The sequence below is a fragment of the Janthinobacterium aquaticum genome (genome assembly GCF_009208565.1).
Lineage (GTDB): Bacteria > Pseudomonadota > Gammaproteobacteria > Burkholderiales > Burkholderiaceae_D > Janthinobacterium.
In genome coordinates this window covers 196,526-212,683 of record NZ_WFLK01000014.1, presented here as the reverse complement: position 1 = coordinate 212,683, position 16,158 = coordinate 196,526, and the positions used below count along the sequence as shown (strand labels likewise).

The window sequence follows — 16,158 nt, the reverse complement described above, 5'->3', positions numbered from 1 at the left end:
TTTTGATGTAGTCGGCGTGGCCTGGGCAGTCAACGTGAGCGTAGTGGCGCGAAGCCGTTTCGTACTCAACGTGAGCGGTGTTAATGGTAATACCGCGTGCTTTTTCTTCTGGAGCAGCATCGATCTGGTCGTATGCTTTGGCTTCGCCGCCGAATTTCTTCGACAGTACCGTTGCGATTGCAGCGGTCAGCGTGGTTTTACCGTGGTCGACGTGGCCGATGGTGCCGACGTTGACGTGCGGCTTGGTCCGTTCGAATTTACCTTTTGCCATTTTGAACTCCTAATGATTTGATTAGATTGCTCAGGCACGCGCCCGACGGTCTGTTTGAATTACTGATGTTGCTTGCTACGAATTCTGGTGCCCTTGACGTGGATTGAACACGTGGCCTCTCCCTTACCAAGGGAGTGCTCTACCACTGAGCTACAAGGGCTTTAATTTGATGCATGCGATGCGACTGCATCTGAACGGAAACTGGAGCGGGTGAAGGGAATCGAACCCTCGTCGTAAGCTTGGAAGGCTTCTGCTCTACCATTGAGCTACACCCGCGAGGTATCGTTCACTTTTATCTTCACTTGCCGCGACCCAGTCTTCTTGCAAAAACTTGGTGGAGGGGGCTGGATTCGAACCAGCGTACTCGAAAGAACAGATTTACAGTCTGTCGCCTTTAACCACTCGGCCACCCCTCCGCGGGAAACGCAGATTATGAAGCATTTATTCACAACCGTCAACCTTATTTATACCTGCCTTACTGCTGCATTTACTTATAAAGAAGAAGTTGGCTGCTTCGGGGCGTGATTATAAGCCCCCGTTTTAAGAAAGTGCAAGCGATGGTGAACAATTTTCGTATTTTTTTGCATTCGCTGCTCAAGCACCCCTTGCAAGGCGCATGGCTGTGTCGCGCCAGGCTGCAAACCGGCTGCTAAACGGCTGCTGGTGGATTGAGCCAGGCCACGGCGTCAGGCTTGTATTTACGCAATAACTGCTGGTGCAGTCCGGACAGCACCGGCAATTTCGGGTTGCCCGGATCGAGCCTGCGCACGCCAGCGATATGCTGCAGCACCTGCTGGCTGAGGCGCTCGTCCCAGCCTTCGTGCTCCAGGCATTTCAAGACCGCCACGGCGGCATTGAATACCACCTGCGGATTGTCGGGCAGGCGCCCGACCGCTTCGCTCATCAGTTCTACCGCACCGCGATAGTCGCCATCGCGCGCACGCGTGGCGCCGGCAGCGACCATCTCGGCCACTTCCTGGCGGCTTTGCCGCGCCAGCGCCTTGGCCAGCTCGTCGCGCCCGGCCTGCTCGAACACGGCCATCGCGCGCGTCATGGCGGCGCTGTCGGGCGCATTGCGCATGACTTCGCGCATGACTTCGGCGGCGCCCTCCTCGCGCCCGTGCGCCAGGCACTGGCGCGCCAGCTCCGTCTTCAGGGCGTTCGAGCCGCCCACGCTGTGGCGGTTGGCCATCAGCGCCGCATCGAGCGACTCCTGCAGCCGTACCTGGTTGCCGGTATGGCCATGCAGCATCACGCCGCACAAGGCGCTGCACAGTTCGGTGTTTTTCTGGCCGCCCATGGTGCGGTCGAGCTCACGGATCACGGCGCCGGCCTGCAGCGGGTCACCCTTGCGCACCAGCGTCTGCACCAGCCGCACATGGTCTTCCGGATCACGGAACTCGGAATACCTGGCCTTGCCCACCACCAGCTTCATGGCTTTTTCCGCCATCTCGATATCGTCGGCGGCCAGCGCCGCTTCGCCCAGCCGGCGCAGGCGCCGTACCGCATGCGGCGACAGGGCCACCGCTTCGCTCAGCGCAGCCTGGGCCGCCTTGGTGCCGCCCTGCGCCTGATGCGTGCGCGCCAGCCAGTCATAGGCGTCGAGAAAGCGCTTGTTTTCTTCCAGCAGGCCTTCCAGCATCTGCTGGGCGGCAGGATAGTCGCCGCGCTGGAACAACGCCTTGGCCAGTCCCAGGCGGGCCCAGCCCAGCGCTTTGGACTCGTACAGCGAGGCATAGATCGGTTCGGCCTCGGCCGCCTCGCCCAGCAGCAGGTGCAGTTCGGCGCGCAGGCGCAGGAAATCGGTGGCGTAGCGCGGATACAGGCTGGCGCCTTCGCCGCAGGCGGCAATCGCGGCGTGCTCGTTGCCCATGTCGATCAGCTCATGCACCGGCATGAAGGCATTGCGCTTTTCCAGCGCACGGCCGAGACGCTCGAGCATGCGCTCGGCCGTAAAGGGCTTGAGGATATAGTCGGTCGGCAGCAGCTCGACGGCGCTGACCACCTTGCCAAAGCTGCCTTCGCTGGTGACCATGAAAAACATGGTCGAGGCATGGATCAGCTTGTGGTGCCGCAGGTCCTCCAGCAATTGCTGGCCGTCCTGGCCGCCTTCGAGGTCGTACTCGCACAGGATCAGGTCATAGGCCCGGTTGCCCAGCATGCGGATGGCATGGCCGGAACTGCTGGCGTTGTCGATCCTGGCCAGGCCACACAGATTGAGCATGGTCTGCAGGTTCGAACGCATGCCGGCATGCGGTTCGATAATCAGGGCCGACAGGCCCTTGAATTCTTTCATCGCGTACACGTCAGATGCAGCGCCGTCTCAGGCGCCAGGCTGGGGCTGCCACAGCAACGGCACATGGTCGATCAGATCCATCAGCGCCGCCACCACTTCCGGATCGAACTGGCTGCCGCTGCGCTGCGCGATATAGTCGCGCACCTGCGGGAACGGCCACGGCTCCTTGTATGGCCGCTCATGTAACAATGCATCGAACACGTCGACCACCGCCACGATGCGCGCGGCAATCGGTATCTCGCGCCCCTTGAGGCCGTTCGGATAGCCGGCGCCGTCGAAATGCTCGTGGTGGCCGCCCGCTATCTGCGCGCCATAGGTCAGGTAGCTGACGCCGTCGACCATATTGGCGGCACGCTCGAGGATGCTGCGCCCAACCCCGGCATGCAGCTGCATCTGCACCCGTTCTTCATCGGTATGGCGGCCCGGCTTGAGCAAAATGGCGTCCGGGGTGGCCACCTTGCCCACATCGTGCAGGATGCTGGCCAGGCCAATCATGTCGAGCAGCTGCTGCGTCAATTCATCGGTGTACACGCCGCGCTCGTGCAGGCGGCGCGCAATCGCGTCGGTCAGTTCGCGCACGCGCTGCACATGGCCGCCGGTGGCGCTGTCGCGGAACTCGGCCAGGTCGGCCAGCGCCACCACGGTGGCTTCCTGCGCCTTGCGCAGCTGGCCGAACATATACAGGTTGTCAAAGGCGGCGGCGATGCGTTCGCAAAACACTTCCAGCAGATCGCGCTGGATCGGCGCCAGCGGCCACGGCGGCGTAACGGAAATGGCCAGCTCGCGCTTGCTTTCGGTATGGATGAACAGCACATTGGCCGGATGCTCGAACTGGCTGCGCTTTTCGGCAAACGCCTTGTCGATGGCGGCCCTCAAAGCATGCCCGGGCGGCAAGGCTTCAGAGTCGGCCAGCGCCGCGTAGCTGCCGGTGGCGGCCACCACCTGCGGCTGGCCGGCGCCGCCCTGCATCAGGCACAGCACGCCATCGGCGCCCACGTCGAGAATCGCGCTGACCTGGTTCAGCACGCCGGAGGCAAATTCGCGCAGCGACTGGATCTGATACAGATTGGTGGCGCCGGCCAGGATCTTGCCCAGCCCGATGCGGCTGCGTTCGAGCATCATCAGGCTTTCATAGGCGCGCAAGGCGGAAATAACCGTGGTAAACAGCTTTTGCGTGGTCAGCTCGGTCTTGGCCTTGTAGTCGTTGATATCGTATTCGATGATCACGCGCTGCTCGGGCGCCTGGCCCGGTTGGCCGGTGCGCAGCACCACACGCACGATGGCGTTGCCCAGTTCTTCGCGGATACGGCGCGCCAGGATCAGCCCGGCGTCATCGGTTTCCATCACCACATCGAGCAGCACCAGCGCGATGTCGGGCGTGGTGCGCAAGATTTCATAGGCTTCGCGTCCGCTATAGGCGGAAAACAGTTCCAGCTCGCGCCCCTTGAAGCTGACATTGCGCAGCGCCAGGCGCGTGACTGCATGCACATCGACATCATCATCGACAATCAGCACGCGCCACAGGCGCTGGTCTGGCGCAGCCTGTCCGGTCGGGGCTGCCACGGGCTCATCCTCGTCGAGCAGCCAGTTATCGTCTGCGTCGGCTGTGAGGTCGGTCATGGATACTCCTCGGAATAGATTCTATTGGACACTGCTTGACCCGTATCAAGGATAATCAGATTAGATGTTGCTTACAACAGGATTCTGCGTACTGCCCTCACTGGCCGGCGCACCGCCCGGCGCGGCCTCGAGGCTGCCGGTATTCTTGCTGCCGCAGCTTTCGCTGCCAGGCTCGATGGATTGATAGCGCACTTCGTATTTACCCATGCCCAGTTGCTCCACCGTCAGCTTGTCATGCGCCAGCACATATACATAGCGCACGTTGGCGCGCCGTTCCAGGTCGTACAGCCGCACAAACACCGGCGTGGCGTTGGCGCTGTTGTCGAGCGTAATGGCCATGTCGCTGCCCTTGTTACTGACCGGGAAACCTTCCACATAACCGGACTGCACCGGCCACGCTTCGCCATTCGGCGCCAGCAGCGACTGGCTGCTGTTTTCACACGGCGCGCTGCTGGCCTTGAGCTGCAGCTGCGATACGGCCAGCACCTTGACGTCCAACTTGGCTGGCGATGGTTCGGCAGCATAGGGCTTGCCCACGGCCCAGCTATCGACAGCTACCGGTTCGCTCTTCGATGGCGCGGCGTTATGGCCGGCTGTGGCGCCGTCGCGCGCCAGGCCGCTCCAGGCCGACTCCAGCGCAGCCGGCACGGACGAGCTGCTGCCTTGCAGCAGCCAGGCGCCCAGCCAGCCCAGCAACAGGCAAAAGAGCAGGCTCAGCCACCATATCCAGCTGCGCCACAGCGGCACGCTGCGGCGGCGCGCGGCCGGTTTGGGCACATCCTGCGCCCACGCATGCTCGTGTGCGCCGCCCTGCTGGCGGCCATCTTTCGGCTTGCCATCCTTGTGCCGGGAATCCTTGTCTTCGTGCTGGGTGCTTTCCAGCCATTCGATTTCCCACTCTTCTGCGGCGATCCATTCGTCATGTTCGCGCCGGCGCTGCGGGTCCGACAGCGTGCCGTAGGCACTGTTGAGGATGGCCATGATGCGGGCCGCCTTTTCGTCGCCGGGATTCTTGTCGGGATGATACTTCTGGCTCAGGGCCTTGTAGGCGGCACGTATGACTTCCTGCGGCGCCAGGCGCGCCACCTTCAGGTTGTCATAGTGTGTATGTATCTTTCCCATCGTTTTATCTTGAAATCCGTGCGCCGCGACGGGTTCTTGCATGCTGGAACCATGCTCTATCGGTCATCATATACGATATGACAAGATAATAACCATGGCTTGCAGTGAAAATGCCGACCGCGTTCACGCACGCGATCACAGGCGATGGCTGCGGTCAGCAGCCAGCAGCGCTTCGGGCAGTTCGACCTGGTGGCCGACCACCAGCACCTTGAACAATTCGCCCATCTCGGCCGGCGAGACCAGCTTCTGCACGGCGCTGGCCTGCGGCAGGTAGGTGCGTACCTGCTCCGGGTCGATGCGCAGCAGCAGCTCGCCGATACCGGCTCCCAGCAGGAAAGAAGCCTGGCTCATGTAGGCCAGCACATCGAGTCCCGCTTCCTGCGCGGCCAGCGCCATCGCCGTGAAGTCAACATGGGCGGTAATGTCCTGCAGGCCCGGCAGGTAAAACGGATCGGCGTGCGCATGGTGGCGGTAGTGGCACATCAGGGTGCCGGTAGCGCGCTGGCCCAGGTAGTACTCATGGCCGGGAAAACCATAGTCGAGCAATACGGCAGCGCCGCCCTTGCCTTGCGTGAGCATGCGCGCCAGCGAACGCATGAAGCCACTGGCCACACCGTGGATCTCGCTGACATAGCCGACCGGCAAGTCGTCCGCGTCGGGTACCTGGGCGGCGATCTGTGCCAGCGTCCCGGCACTGGCCGGGCGCTCGACATACACGAAGCGGCCGTCGGCTATGCTGACGTCGAGCTCGCACCAGCCGTCCGGCGTCTTGCTGATCAGGCACACCGGCATGGCGTCGAGCACTTCATTGCCCAGCACGGCGCCTTCAAAGGCGTCGGGAAAGCCGTCGAGCCACACCACCTGCGGAAAAGCGGCCAGCGCCAGCTCCTGGCGCGCGCGCAGTTCGCCCGACAATTCAACGATTGCATACTGCTCGACAGGGATGCCGGCGCTGGCCGCCTCGCTCAATATATCGAAGGCCAGCTTGCCGGTACCGGCGCCAAATTCGAGGATACGCGGCGCCGTTTGCGCCATAATAGCGGCTGCCACATGGGCCAGCGTGGCGCCGAACAACGGTGAAATTTCCGGTGCGGTGGTGAAATCGCCATCCTTGCCCAGCTTGGCGGCGCCGCCGCTGTAATAGCCGAGGTCAGGCGCATACAGCGCCAGCTCCATAAAGCGGGCAAAGGGAATGGCGCCGTCATTGCGCGCGATTTCAGCGGCAATCTGGTGCTGCAAGGCATGGGACGCGGCCAGCGCGTCAGGATCGGGTGCGGGTAGTGACATGCCTGCATTGTAGCGAATCGGCGTCGCCTGCCGCCAATAATCAGCTTTTGACCCGGCTTTTAACCCGGCTTTTGACCACCCCGCCGCTGGCGCGACTCTTTACCGAATGAAAAACAAATCATGAATCAAAGCAGCAACGTTTCTCACGAACAGCCTGCCCGCGTGGCCCTCGTTACCGGCGCCGCGCGCCGCCTCGGCCGTGCCATTGCGCTGGGCCTGGCGCGCGACGGCTGGGACATCGCCGTCCATTATCGCGATTCGGCGCAAGAGGCGCATAGCCTGGTCGAAGAAATCCGTGCGCTGGGCCGGCGCGCCTGCGCGCTGCATTGCGACCTGGCGCAGGAGGGCGCGGTGCGCGAATTGCTGCCGCAGGCGGTGACGCAGCTGGGCCGCGTCAGTTGCGTGGTCAACAACGCTTCGTTGTTTGAATACGACAACGCCGGCAGTTTTTCCTTTACCGCACTCGACGCCCACATGCACGCCAACCTGGCTGCGCCCGTGCTGCTGGCGCAGGCGCTGTATCACGCTACGCCGGCCGGCGAACAGGCGGTGGTAGTCAACTTGCTCGACCAAAAACTGTACAATCTCAATCCTGATTTTTTGTCGTACACGCTGTCCAAGGCGGCGCTGCTGTCGGCCACCACCATGCTGGCCCAGGCGCTGGCGCCGAAAGTACGCGTCGTCGGCGTAGCACCGGGCATTACCATGGTCTCGGGCGACCAGACAGAAGCGAACTTTGCCAAGGCGCACGAAAATACGCCGCTCGGTCGCTCCAGCACGCCGGACGATGTGGCCGACTGCGTCTGCTACGTGGCCCGCGCGCGCGCCCTGACCGGCACCACCTTGCTGGTCGACGGCGGCCAGCATCTGATCGGCTTGCCGCGCGATGTCATGTTCCTCACCAAATAATCAGTCCTGCAGCACCTCATTGAAGTATCACTACCGCATCACGAAAAGGTCAAACTATGTCGTCCGCCCTGTTCCACCCACGCCTGCTCGACTGCCGCCGGCTGTTCCTGCGCAATTACGAAGTGCTGATCAATATCGGCGTCTACGATTTCGAGAAAAAAGGCGAGCAGCGCGTGCTGCTCAATGTCGACCTGTATATCCCGCTGGCGCTGTCGACGCCGCAGGACGACCAGCTCGATGAAGTGGTGGATTACGACTTCATGCGCGACACCATCGCCAAGCGCATGGCGCAAGGCCATGTGCAGCTGCAGGAAACACTGGTCGACGATGTGCTGGCAGCGATGCTGGCCCATCCGCGCGTGCGCGCCGCGCGTGTGTCGTCGATGAAACCCGATGTCTATCCCGACTGCGAAGGCGTCGGCGTGGAAGTATTCAAGATCAAGGAAGAAGCATGAACGCAGTTATCGACCACAGCGCCGAAGGCGCGGTAGCCATTCCGGCCAATGCCGAGGCGCAGCAACTGTCGCGCAAGAAAGCTGAAAAGATCGCACTGGAAAACAACAAGCTGCACAAGCGCCTGTGCCGCCTGGTGGGCCAGGCCATCGGCGACTTCAATATGATCGAGGAAGGCGACAAGGTAATGGTCTGCCTGTCCGGCGGCAAGGACAGCTACGCGCTGCTCGATATCCTGCTGACGCTGCGCGAGCGCGCGCCGATCCACTTCGATATCGTGGCCGTCAACCTCGACCAGAAGCAACCGAACTTCCCGCCGGAAATCCTGCCGGCCTATTTGACCGAACTGGGCGTGGCTTTCCATATTGAAAACCAGGATACCTACAGCATCGTCAAGCGCCTGATCCCGGAAGGCAAGACCACCTGCTCGCTGTGCTCGCGCCTGCGCCGCGGCATCCTGTACCGCGTGGCCGACGAACTGGGCGCGACCAAGATCGCGCTGGGCCACCACCGCGACGATATCCTGGAAACGTTCTTCCTTAATATGTTCTTTGGCGGCAAACTCAAAGGCATGCCGGCCAAGCTGGTGTCGGACGATGGCAAGCATATGGTGATCCGCCCGCTGGCCTATGTGAAGGAAGAAGATACCGAGCGCTATGCCGAGGTCAAGAACTTCCCGATCATTCCATGCGACCTGTGCGGTTCGCAGGAAAACCTGCAGCGCAAGCAGATCAAGGCCATGATGCGCGACTGGGACAAGAAATTCCCGGGCCGCGTGGAAAGCATTTTTTCGTCGCTGGCCAATGTGGCGCCGTCGCACCTGATGGACCCCAAGCTGTTCGGCTTTACCGACCTGAAAACCGACGGCGTGCCCAACCCGATGGGCGATATTGCGTTTGACGAAGAGCCGTGCGCCACGCCAACGCCCTTCGGCGCAACCATCACGCTGCAGTCTTTGTAGTATTGTCTGCAGCGCCGGCCCGGGGTCGGCGCTGCACATTTCCCCGCTTAAAACTCTTCCCAGTCGTCACTGACCGGTGCCTTGGCTGACGCCAGCTTCTTTGCCGGCGCCTTGACACGCCCCGGTGCCGCTACTGCGCGCGCAGCAGCCTTGGGCGCCGCCGGTGCTGCCTGAGCACGGCGTACCGCCACCGCCTCATCGCGCAGCTTGAATACGCTCACCACCTGCGCCAGGCCGTTGGCCTGCTCCTGCAGCGAACCTGCGGCCGCCGCCGCTTCTTCCACCAGCGCCGCATTTTGCTGGGTCACCTGATCCATCTGCGTAATGGCCTGGTTGACCTGCTCGATACCGTGCGTCTGCTCGGTGCTGGCGCTGGAAATCTCGCCGATGATGTCGGTGACGCGGCGCACGCTGGCCACCACTTCGTCCATCGTGGTACCGGCCTGGTCGACCAGTTTTGCGCCGATATCGACCTTGCCGACCGAGTCGTCGATCAGTCCCTTGATCTCCTTGGCCGCCGCTGCCGAGCGCTGCGCCAGGCTGCGCACTTCACCGGCCACCACCGCAAAGCCACGGCCCTGCTCGCCAGCACGCGCCGCTTCGACCGCCGCATTCAGGGCCAGGATATTGGTCTGGAAGGCAATCCCGTCGATCACGCTGATAATGTCGACAATCTTGCGCGACGAGGCGTTGATCGAGCCCATGGTTTCCACCACTTGCGCCACCACGGCGCCGCCACGGCTGGCGATATCGGCTGCCGTAATGGCCAGCTGGTTGGCCTGGCGCGCATTGTCGGCATTCTGCTTGACGGTACTGGTCAGCTCTTCCATCGACGAGGCGGTTTCTTCCAGCGAGCCGGCCTGCTGCTCGGTGCGCGAAGACAGGTCGAGGTTGCCCGCAGCAATTTCCGACGACGCCGTGGCAATGCTGTCGGTGCCGCTGCGCACCTGGCTGACGATGCCCACCAGGCTGTTGTTCATATTGCCCAGCGCCGTCAGCAACGCGCCGGTTTCATCAGTGCTGCGCGATACCATGGTTTGCGTCAGGTCGCCTGCGGCCACCGTCTCAGCCAGCGCCAGCGCCTGGCGCAACGGACGCGTGATGCCGCTGGTCAGCCACCACGAGCACAGCAGCCCAAAGGCCACCGCAAACAGCGTCAGCAGCGCAATCACGGTGGTGTCTTTCTGCGCCGATGCATCGATCTGGCGCGCGGTCGCGTCGATGCTTTCGCGCTGCATGGTCACCAGTTCCTGCAACAAGTCCTGGTAGAGCTTGGCGGCCGGCGTAAAACCGGTATCGAGAATTTTCGCCGCCCCTTCCACATCGCCATCGGCCTTGGCCTTGACGGCGCCGTCGCGCGTGGCGCTGTAGGTCTTGCGCTGCTCGAGGATTTTGGCAAACAGGGCTTTTTCCCTGTCGCCGTCAATCAAAGGCTCGATCTGCTTGAGCAGTTCGGCAGCCCTCTTCACGGAAGCGGCCGAGTCTTCCTTGAAGTAGGGGCCGAGCGCCGGGTCGCTGCTCTTGACGATGGCGGCGGTGCGGCGGATCGAGGCAAAGTTCAGCCCGTACCAGTCGGTAATCAGGCGTTCCTTGGTCAGCGGCGCGTCCATCATGGCGCGCGTGGACGCGGCCACGTCATTGAGGCGCCAGATGCCGACCGTGGCGATCACGGCAGTCATGGCCAGTATCAGCACGAAGCCGATCGTCAGGCGCTTGCCGATCTTGATGTTTGCAATAAAATCCATGGTGTCTTTTCTTTAAATTAGTGCATTTAAGATATTTTTAATTCCTAGCGGCATCTATTTTATTGCATATCCTACATTATTGAAATATTTTTAGCTGATTTATTGATTTTGAGAAATGTTTCTGTTAAGTTAAAAAATTACTTACCAGCAAGCAACCCGCCTGCTTCTCAAAGATCTCTATGACATTGCCTCTGCAGTCCCCTCGTTTTTCCCCGAAAAAAATCCTCGTTGCCGCCCTGCTGGCCAGCGCCGGCACTGCCCACGGCGCAGCACTGCCCCCCGCGATTGCTGCCCAGCTGCAGGCAAACTATCCGGCCGTCGAGCAGCTGTATCTCGATTTGCACCGCCATCCTGAAATCGCCTTCCAGGAAGTGGAAACGGCCAGGAAACTGGCCGAGAAAACCCGTGCGCTCGGTTTCGATGTGACGACCGGCGTTGGCGGCACCGGCCTGGTGGCCATCCTGCGCAACGGCCCTGGCCCGGTGGTCATGCTGCGCACCGAGATCGATGCGCTGCCGGTGCTGGAAAAGACCGGCCTGCCCTTTGCCAGCACCGCCACCACCAAAAACGCGGCTGGCGAAACCGTGCCGGTCATGCACGCTTGCGGCCATGACATCCATATGTCGGCCTGGTACGGCACGGCCAGGCTGATGGCCGAAAACCGCCAGCAATGGAGCGGTACCCTGATGCTGGTTGGCCAGCCAGCCGAGGAACCACTGCAGGGTGCAGCGGCAATGCTCAAGGATGGCCTGTTCGAACGCTTCCCGAAGCCTGACTACGCCCTGTCGTTCCACGACGAGGCCACGCTGCCGGCCGGCACCGTCGGCTACCACGCCGGCTATTTCCGTGCGGCCGCCGACACCATCACCATTACCGTGTACGGCCAGGGCGGCCACGGCGCTGCCCCGCATGACACGCGCGATCCGGTCGTGATGGCTTCGCGCATCGTGCTGGCGCTGCAGACGCTGGTCTCGCGTGAAAACAACCCGATGGACCCGGTGGTCATCACGGTGGGCAGCATCCATGGCGGCACCCAGGCCAATATCGTGCCTGACCAGGTCACCATGCAGCTGACCGTGCGCACCTTCCGTGACGCCGTGCGCAAGCGCGTGCTGGCCAGCATCGCACGTGAAGTAAAAGGCGAAGCATTTGCCGCCGGCGCGCCAAAAGAGCCGCTGATCGAAGTGCGCCCGGGCACCGACGCCGTCTACAACGACCCCGAACTGACCATGCGCATGGTCGGCACGCTGCAGGCGGCGATGGGCAAGGAGCAGGTCACCGAAATGCCGGCCAAGATGACCTCGGAAGACTTTGCCAACTACGGCCAGGCCGGCGCCAGGGCCGTCTTGCTGCATATCGGCGCGGTGGAACCGGAACGCCTGGCGGCGGCCAAGGCCAGCGGCAAGCCGCTGGCCGGTCCGCACTCGCCGCAATGGGCGCCGCAATACCAGCCGACCATCAAGGCTGCCATTACAGCCGAAACGGCGATCCTGCTCGATTTGCTGGGCAAGAAAAAGTAAGTTGATTCTGCCTGCCGGCGCCTGGCCAGGCGCCGGCACACCCGGTTCTTTCCTTGTGCGCCATGCTGCAGTAAGCTCTGTGCATGCGCCGCGCATCGTCCTGGCGTACCTTTACTTTCAACGTGAATGGAACAACCATGCAGAAACGTCCTGTCCTGACCGCGCTCGCGCTCAGCCTCGCCTTCAGTTTTTCCGCCTTTGCCGCCACGCCGCCAGCGCAGCAGGACAACCCGGCCGACCGCTGGGATCTGACCGCGCTGTACGCCAGCGACAGCGCCTTCGAGCAGGATGCCGGCAAGCTGACGGCGCAGTTGAAGGAACTGGCGGCCTGCAAGGGCAAGCTCGGTGCTTCGCCAGCAAGCCTGAAAAGCTGCCTGGACCTGTACGCCGATGCGCGCAAGCGCCTGAGCCGGCTCTACACTTACGCCTCGCAGACCTATGACCAGGATACCGGCGACAGCCATGGCAATGAACTGAGCCAGCGCGCCGCGCTGCTGGGCAACGCCTTCAGCCAGGCCACCACGTTCATCCAGCCCGAGATACTGGCGCTGGGCAGCAAGCGCATCGACGCCATGCTCGCGCGCGACAAGGGCCTGCAGTTGTATCGCTACCACCTGAACAATATCCTGCGCAATGGGCCGCACACGCTCGACGCCACCGGCGAACAGATCGTGGCGCAGTTCGGACTGGCCACCGGCTCGGCTGCCGCCGTGTACCGCACGCTGGCCAATTCGGAAGTGCCATGGCCGACCGTCACCTTGTCCAACGGCCAGCAGGTGCGGCTCGACCAGGCGGCCTATACCAAATACCGCGGCGACGACAACCGCGCCGACCGCAAGCTGGTGTTCGACGCCTTTTTCGGCAAATGGAAAGACTACGAGCGCACCTTCGGCCAGACTCTGTACGGCCAGCTGAAAACCGATGCCGCCTACGCCAAAGTACGTCACTACCCCGACTCGCAAAGCGCGGCGCTCGACGCCGACCATCTGCCGCCCAAGGTCTACCAGACCCTGATCGCGCAGACCAATGCCAGCCTGCCCACCCTGCACCGCTACTTCAAGCTGCGCGCGCGCATGCTCGGCGTGACCGACCTGGCGTACTACGACATCTATGCGCCGCTGCTGAAAAGTGAGCGCACCTTCCCGCTGGCCGAGGGCCGGCAGATGATGCTGGACTCAGTCACGCCGCTGGGCCCCGACTACGTCAAGGCCTTGACCAGTGCCGCCAGCGCGCGCTGGATGGATGTCTATCCGCGTCCGCGCAAGGCGGCTGGCGCCTACATGAACGGCGACGCCTATGACGTGCACCCGTTCGTGCTGCTCAACTACACCGACAACTACGAAGCGGTCAGCACGCTGGCGCACGAATGGGGCCATGCGATGCACTCGGTGCTGGCCAACAAGGCGCAGCCGTCGATCTACGCACCGTACAGCATTTTTGTGGCCGAAATTGCCTCAACCACCAATGAAGCGCTGCTGCTCGAACACCGCCTGAGCGTGGCAAAAGATGACGACGAGCGCCTGCTGTACCTGGGCGCCGCACTCGAAGGCCTGCGCGGCACCTTCTTCCGCCAGGCCATGTTTGCCGAGTTCGAGGCGGCCATCCACGCCAGGGTCGACCAGGGCGGCTCGCTGACGGGCGCGCAGATGACGGCCATCTATACCGACATCCTCAAGCGCTACCATGGCGAAGCGCAGGGCGTGATGAAGATCGATCCGGTGTATGGCCTGGAATGGGCGTATGTGCCGCACTTCTACAACAGCTTCTACGTGTTCCAGTACGCCACCTCGATTGCAGCGGCGCAGGACTTTGCGCAGCGCATCCTGGCCAAACAGCCGGGCGCCCTGGACGCCTACCTGAAAATGCTCAGCGCCGGCGGTTCCAGCGATCCGTATGAACTGGTCAAAACAGCCGGTGTCGACCTGGCCACGCCCCATCCCTACCAGGCGCTGGTGGCGCGCATGAACAGCATCATGGACCAGATCGAGGCGATCGAAAGCAAGCGCGGGAAATAACAACACCGCTAACGCCAACAATGTTGTCGGATTACGGCCCCTTTTGGGGGGCCTCGGCGGCCCCGCCTAATCCGACCTACCGTTTTCCTTTTCCGCCGCGGCATACGCCGCAGCATCCCCCTCGAACATGTCTTCCAGTTCCTCGCGTGCCTGGCGCGTGAGCGACATGACTTTTTGCTGATCCTGGAAGTGCGGCGCCACTTCCAGCAGCGTCTTGAGGTTATGGGTGCGGAAGATATCGGCCGCGCGTGCGGCGCGCTCTTCGCTGTAGCCGGCCTGGCGCAAGGTCTGCTCGCCCAGTAGCAGGGCGGCGGCAAAGGTCTCGCGCTCGATCAGCGTTACGCCGCGCTTGAGCAATTCATAATAATGCGTGACGTTGCGCGCACGCGCCAGGATGGTCAGCTCGGGCAGGCGCAGGCGCACCGCATCGACCAGCGCCAGGCTGTCATCGACATTGTCGATAGCAATCACCAGCGCCCTGGCCTTTTCAATCCCGGCCGCCACCAGCAGGTCGACGCGGGTGGCGTCGCCATAAAACACCTTGAAGCCGAACTTGCGCAGCAGGTCGATCTGGTCGGGATCGTGGTCAAGCACCGTCACGCCGATCTTGTTGGCCGCCAGCAGGCGGCCGATGATCTGGCCAAAGCGGCCGAAGCCGGCAATCACGATCGGGTTGTCCTGCGATTCGATCTTGTCATCGGGGCGGCGTTTTTTCTCGCTTTGCAGGCGCGGCGCCACCAGCTTGTCGTGCAACAGCAGCAGCAAGGGTGTGGCCACCATCGACACCGTGACCACCACCACCAGCAGGGCCGCCGTATCGGGTGAAAATACATGGGCAGACAACGCCGTGGCAAACACCACGAAGGCAAATTCGCCGCCCTGCGACAGCAGCAGCGCAAAGAACAGCTGCTGGCCGCGTGGAATATCGAACAGTTTCGACAAGCCATACAGCAGCGCGATCTTGATCACCAGCAGACCGGCCACCAGCGCCAGGATCAGCAGCGGCTGGGCGCGCAGCACGCCAAAGTCGACCGACATGCCGACCGCCATAAAGAACAGGCCCAGCAACAGGCCCTTGAACGGCTCCAGGTCGCTGATCAGCTCATGACGGTACTCGGAATCGGCCAGCAGCACGCCGGCCACAAAGGTGCCCAGCGCCATCGACAGGCCGACCGATTCCATCAGCACACAAATGGCAATCACCAGCAGCAGCGCAAAGCCGGTAAAGATTTCACGCAGCTCGGTCCTGGCGATAAAGCGCAGGATCGGGTTGACCAGGAAGCGGCCGGCAATCACCAGCGCGGCCAGCACGGCAACGAGCTTGACCACCCGCAACCAGCCCGGCTCGCCGCTATGGGTAGCCAGGCCGCCCAGCAGCGGCACCAGCGCGATCATCGGGATGGCGGCGATATCCTGGAACAGCAGAATGGAAAAACCGGCCGAGCCGGCTGGTGTGCTCATCAACTTGCGCTCGCCCAGCGTGGCCAGCACGATGGCCGTTGACGACAGCGACAGACCCAGCGCACCCACCAGCGCCGTCTTCCAGTCGACGCCAAAGGCTATTGCCACCGCGCACAGGCCGGCGCTGACCACCGCCACCTGCGCCCCGCCCCAGCCAAAAATCGGCCGGCGCAGCAGCCACAGACGCTTCGGTTCGAGCTCCAGGCCGATCAGGAACATCAGCAGCACCACGCCGAACTCGGAAAAACTCAGAATCACTTCGACGTTCTTGATCAGGCCCAGCCCCCACGGGCCGATCACCACCCCGGCCACCAGATAGCCCAGCACGGCCCCCATGCCGAGCCGCTTGGCCAGCGGCACCATGACAATCGCGGCGACCAGATAAAAAAGAATATTGAGTAAAAAGCTGTGGTGTTCCATGCGAAATTCCGGAAAAACGTGACTGGAATCGCAATCATGCCTGAAGTGGCGCACCACTGCCCGGATACTGTCCGGCCA

The 16,158-nt window shown here is 62.4% G+C and carries 12 protein-coding genes and 3 tRNA genes; 5 read left to right on the top strand and 10 right to left on the bottom strand.

Annotated features, from left to right (window positions below; genetic code table 11):
- The 8 genes from GCM43_RS20870 to GCM43_RS20835 all read right to left on the bottom strand — a co-directional run.
- Nucleotides 1-271 (bottom strand): GTP-binding protein (locus GCM43_RS20870; RefSeq protein WP_264372665.1); only part of this gene is annotated, 271 nt, incomplete at its 3' end.
- Between the two features lie 85 nt (nucleotides 272-356).
- A tRNA-Thr gene (locus GCM43_RS20865) sits at nucleotides 357-431 on the bottom strand.
- Between the two features lie 42 nt (nucleotides 432-473).
- Nucleotides 474-547: transfer RNA gene (locus GCM43_RS20860), tRNA-Gly, on the bottom strand.
- 56 nt (nucleotides 548-603) lie between these two features.
- Nucleotides 604-687, bottom strand: a tRNA-Tyr gene (locus tag GCM43_RS20855).
- A gap of 233 nt (nucleotides 688-920) precedes the next feature.
- Nucleotides 921-2,567 (bottom strand): tetratricopeptide repeat-containing response regulator, encoded by a 1,647-nt coding sequence (locus GCM43_RS20850; RefSeq protein WP_152247819.1) that lies wholly within the window; start codon nucleotides 2,565-2,567, stop codon nucleotides 921-923.
- A 27-nt stretch (nucleotides 2,568-2,594) separates the two neighbouring features.
- On the bottom strand, nucleotides 2,595-4,187 hold the full coding sequence (locus tag GCM43_RS20845; protein WP_152247804.1) for a DUF3369 domain-containing protein: 1,593 nt from the start codon (nucleotides 4,185-4,187) through the stop codon (nucleotides 2,595-2,597).
- Between the two features lie 60 nt (nucleotides 4,188-4,247).
- Nucleotides 4,248-5,309 (bottom strand): J domain-containing protein, encoded by a 1,062-nt coding sequence (locus GCM43_RS20840; protein ID WP_152247803.1) that lies wholly within the window; start codon nucleotides 5,307-5,309, stop codon nucleotides 4,248-4,250.
- 135 nt (nucleotides 5,310-5,444) lie between these two features.
- Nucleotides 5,445-6,596, bottom strand: a complete 1,152-nt coding sequence (locus tag GCM43_RS20835) for a class I SAM-dependent methyltransferase (protein WP_152247802.1) — start codon at nucleotides 6,594-6,596, stop codon at nucleotides 5,445-5,447.
- A gap of 120 nt (nucleotides 6,597-6,716) precedes the next feature.
- On the opposite strand from GCM43_RS20835, the gene GCM43_RS20830 reads away from it, so the two are divergent.
- Genes GCM43_RS20830 through ttcA form a run of 3 tightly spaced genes read left to right on the top strand, consistent with a single transcriptional unit; the run spans nucleotide 6,717 to nucleotide 8,919 of the window.
- A complete protein-coding gene (locus GCM43_RS20830) occupies nucleotides 6,717-7,505 on the top strand; it encodes an SDR family oxidoreductase (RefSeq protein ID WP_152247801.1) in 789 nt (262 codons plus the stop codon).
- 56 nt (nucleotides 7,506-7,561) lie between these two features.
- Nucleotides 7,562-7,960 (top strand): dihydroneopterin aldolase, encoded by a 399-nt coding sequence (locus GCM43_RS20825; protein WP_152247800.1) that lies wholly within the window; start codon nucleotides 7,562-7,564, stop codon nucleotides 7,958-7,960.
- On the top strand, nucleotides 7,957-8,919 hold the full coding sequence (gene ttcA, locus GCM43_RS20820; protein ID WP_152247799.1) for a tRNA 2-thiocytidine(32) synthetase TtcA: 963 nt from the start codon (nucleotides 7,957-7,959) through the stop codon (nucleotides 8,917-8,919). Before GCM43_RS20825 ends, ttcA begins: the two co-directional genes overlap by 4 nt.
- Nucleotides 8,920-8,966: 47 nt before the next feature.
- Here the strand turns inward: ttcA and GCM43_RS20815 are convergent, their stop codons facing one another.
- Complete coding sequence (locus tag GCM43_RS20815; protein WP_152247798.1) at nucleotides 8,967-10,664, bottom strand: methyl-accepting chemotaxis protein; 1,698 nt, start codon at nucleotides 10,662-10,664, stop codon at nucleotides 8,967-8,969.
- A 179-nt stretch (nucleotides 10,665-10,843) separates the two neighbouring features.
- Between GCM43_RS20815 and GCM43_RS20810 the strand changes: the two genes are divergently transcribed.
- Together GCM43_RS20810 and pepF are read left to right on the top strand one after the other, a co-directional pair.
- Nucleotides 10,844-12,184, top strand: coding sequence for an amidohydrolase (locus GCM43_RS20810; RefSeq protein ID WP_152247797.1), 1,341 nt, complete (start codon nucleotides 10,844-10,846; stop codon nucleotides 12,182-12,184).
- 137 nt (nucleotides 12,185-12,321) lie between these two features.
- On the top strand, nucleotides 12,322-14,199 hold the full coding sequence (pepF, locus tag GCM43_RS20805) for an oligoendopeptidase F (protein WP_152247796.1): 1,878 nt from the start codon (nucleotides 12,322-12,324) through the stop codon (nucleotides 14,197-14,199).
- 66 nt (nucleotides 14,200-14,265) lie between these two features.
- Here pepF and kefC read toward each other — a convergent pair whose 3' ends face one another.
- The gene (gene kefC / locus GCM43_RS20800; protein ID WP_152247795.1) at nucleotides 14,266-16,080 is read right to left on the bottom strand and encodes a glutathione-regulated potassium-efflux system protein KefC; all 1,815 of its coding nucleotides are present in this window, start codon (nucleotides 16,078-16,080) and stop codon (nucleotides 14,266-14,268) included.
- Nucleotides 16,081-16,158 lie beyond the last annotated feature (78 nt).

Excerpts from the sequence above, each read along its gene's own strand:
- GCM43_RS20840 (WP_152247803.1), bottom strand. The coding sequence starts at position 5,309 with ATGGGAAAGATACATACACACTATGACAACCTGAAGGTGGCGCGCCTG.
- GCM43_RS20825 (WP_152247800.1), top strand. The coding sequence starts at position 7,562 with ATGTCGTCCGCCCTGTTCCACCCACGCCTGCTCGACTGCCGCCGGCTG.
- GCM43_RS20830 (WP_152247801.1), top strand. The coding sequence starts at position 6,717 with ATGAATCAAAGCAGCAACGTTTCTCACGAACAGCCTGCCCGCGTGGCC.
- ttcA (WP_152247799.1), top strand. The coding sequence starts at position 7,957 with ATGAACGCAGTTATCGACCACAGCGCCGAAGGCGCGGTAGCCATTCCG.
- GCM43_RS20810 (WP_152247797.1), top strand. The coding sequence starts at position 10,844 with ATGACATTGCCTCTGCAGTCCCCTCGTTTTTCCCCGAAAAAAATCCTC.
- GCM43_RS20815 (WP_152247798.1), bottom strand. The coding sequence starts at position 10,664 with ATGGATTTTATTGCAAACATCAAGATCGGCAAGCGCCTGACGATCGGC.
- GCM43_RS20850 (WP_152247819.1), bottom strand. The coding sequence starts at position 2,567 with ATGAAAGAATTCAAGGGCCTGTCGGCCCTGATTATCGAACCGCATGCC.
- GCM43_RS20845 (WP_152247804.1), bottom strand. The coding sequence starts at position 4,187 with ATGACCGACCTCACAGCCGACGCAGACGATAACTGGCTGCTCGACGAG.
- pepF (WP_152247796.1), top strand. The coding sequence starts at position 12,322 with ATGCAGAAACGTCCTGTCCTGACCGCGCTCGCGCTCAGCCTCGCCTTC.
- GCM43_RS20835 (WP_152247802.1), bottom strand. The coding sequence starts at position 6,596 with ATGTCACTACCCGCACCCGATCCTGACGCGCTGGCCGCGTCCCATGCC.
- kefC (WP_152247795.1), bottom strand. The coding sequence starts at position 16,080 with ATGGAACACCACAGCTTTTTACTCAATATTCTTTTTTATCTGGTCGCC.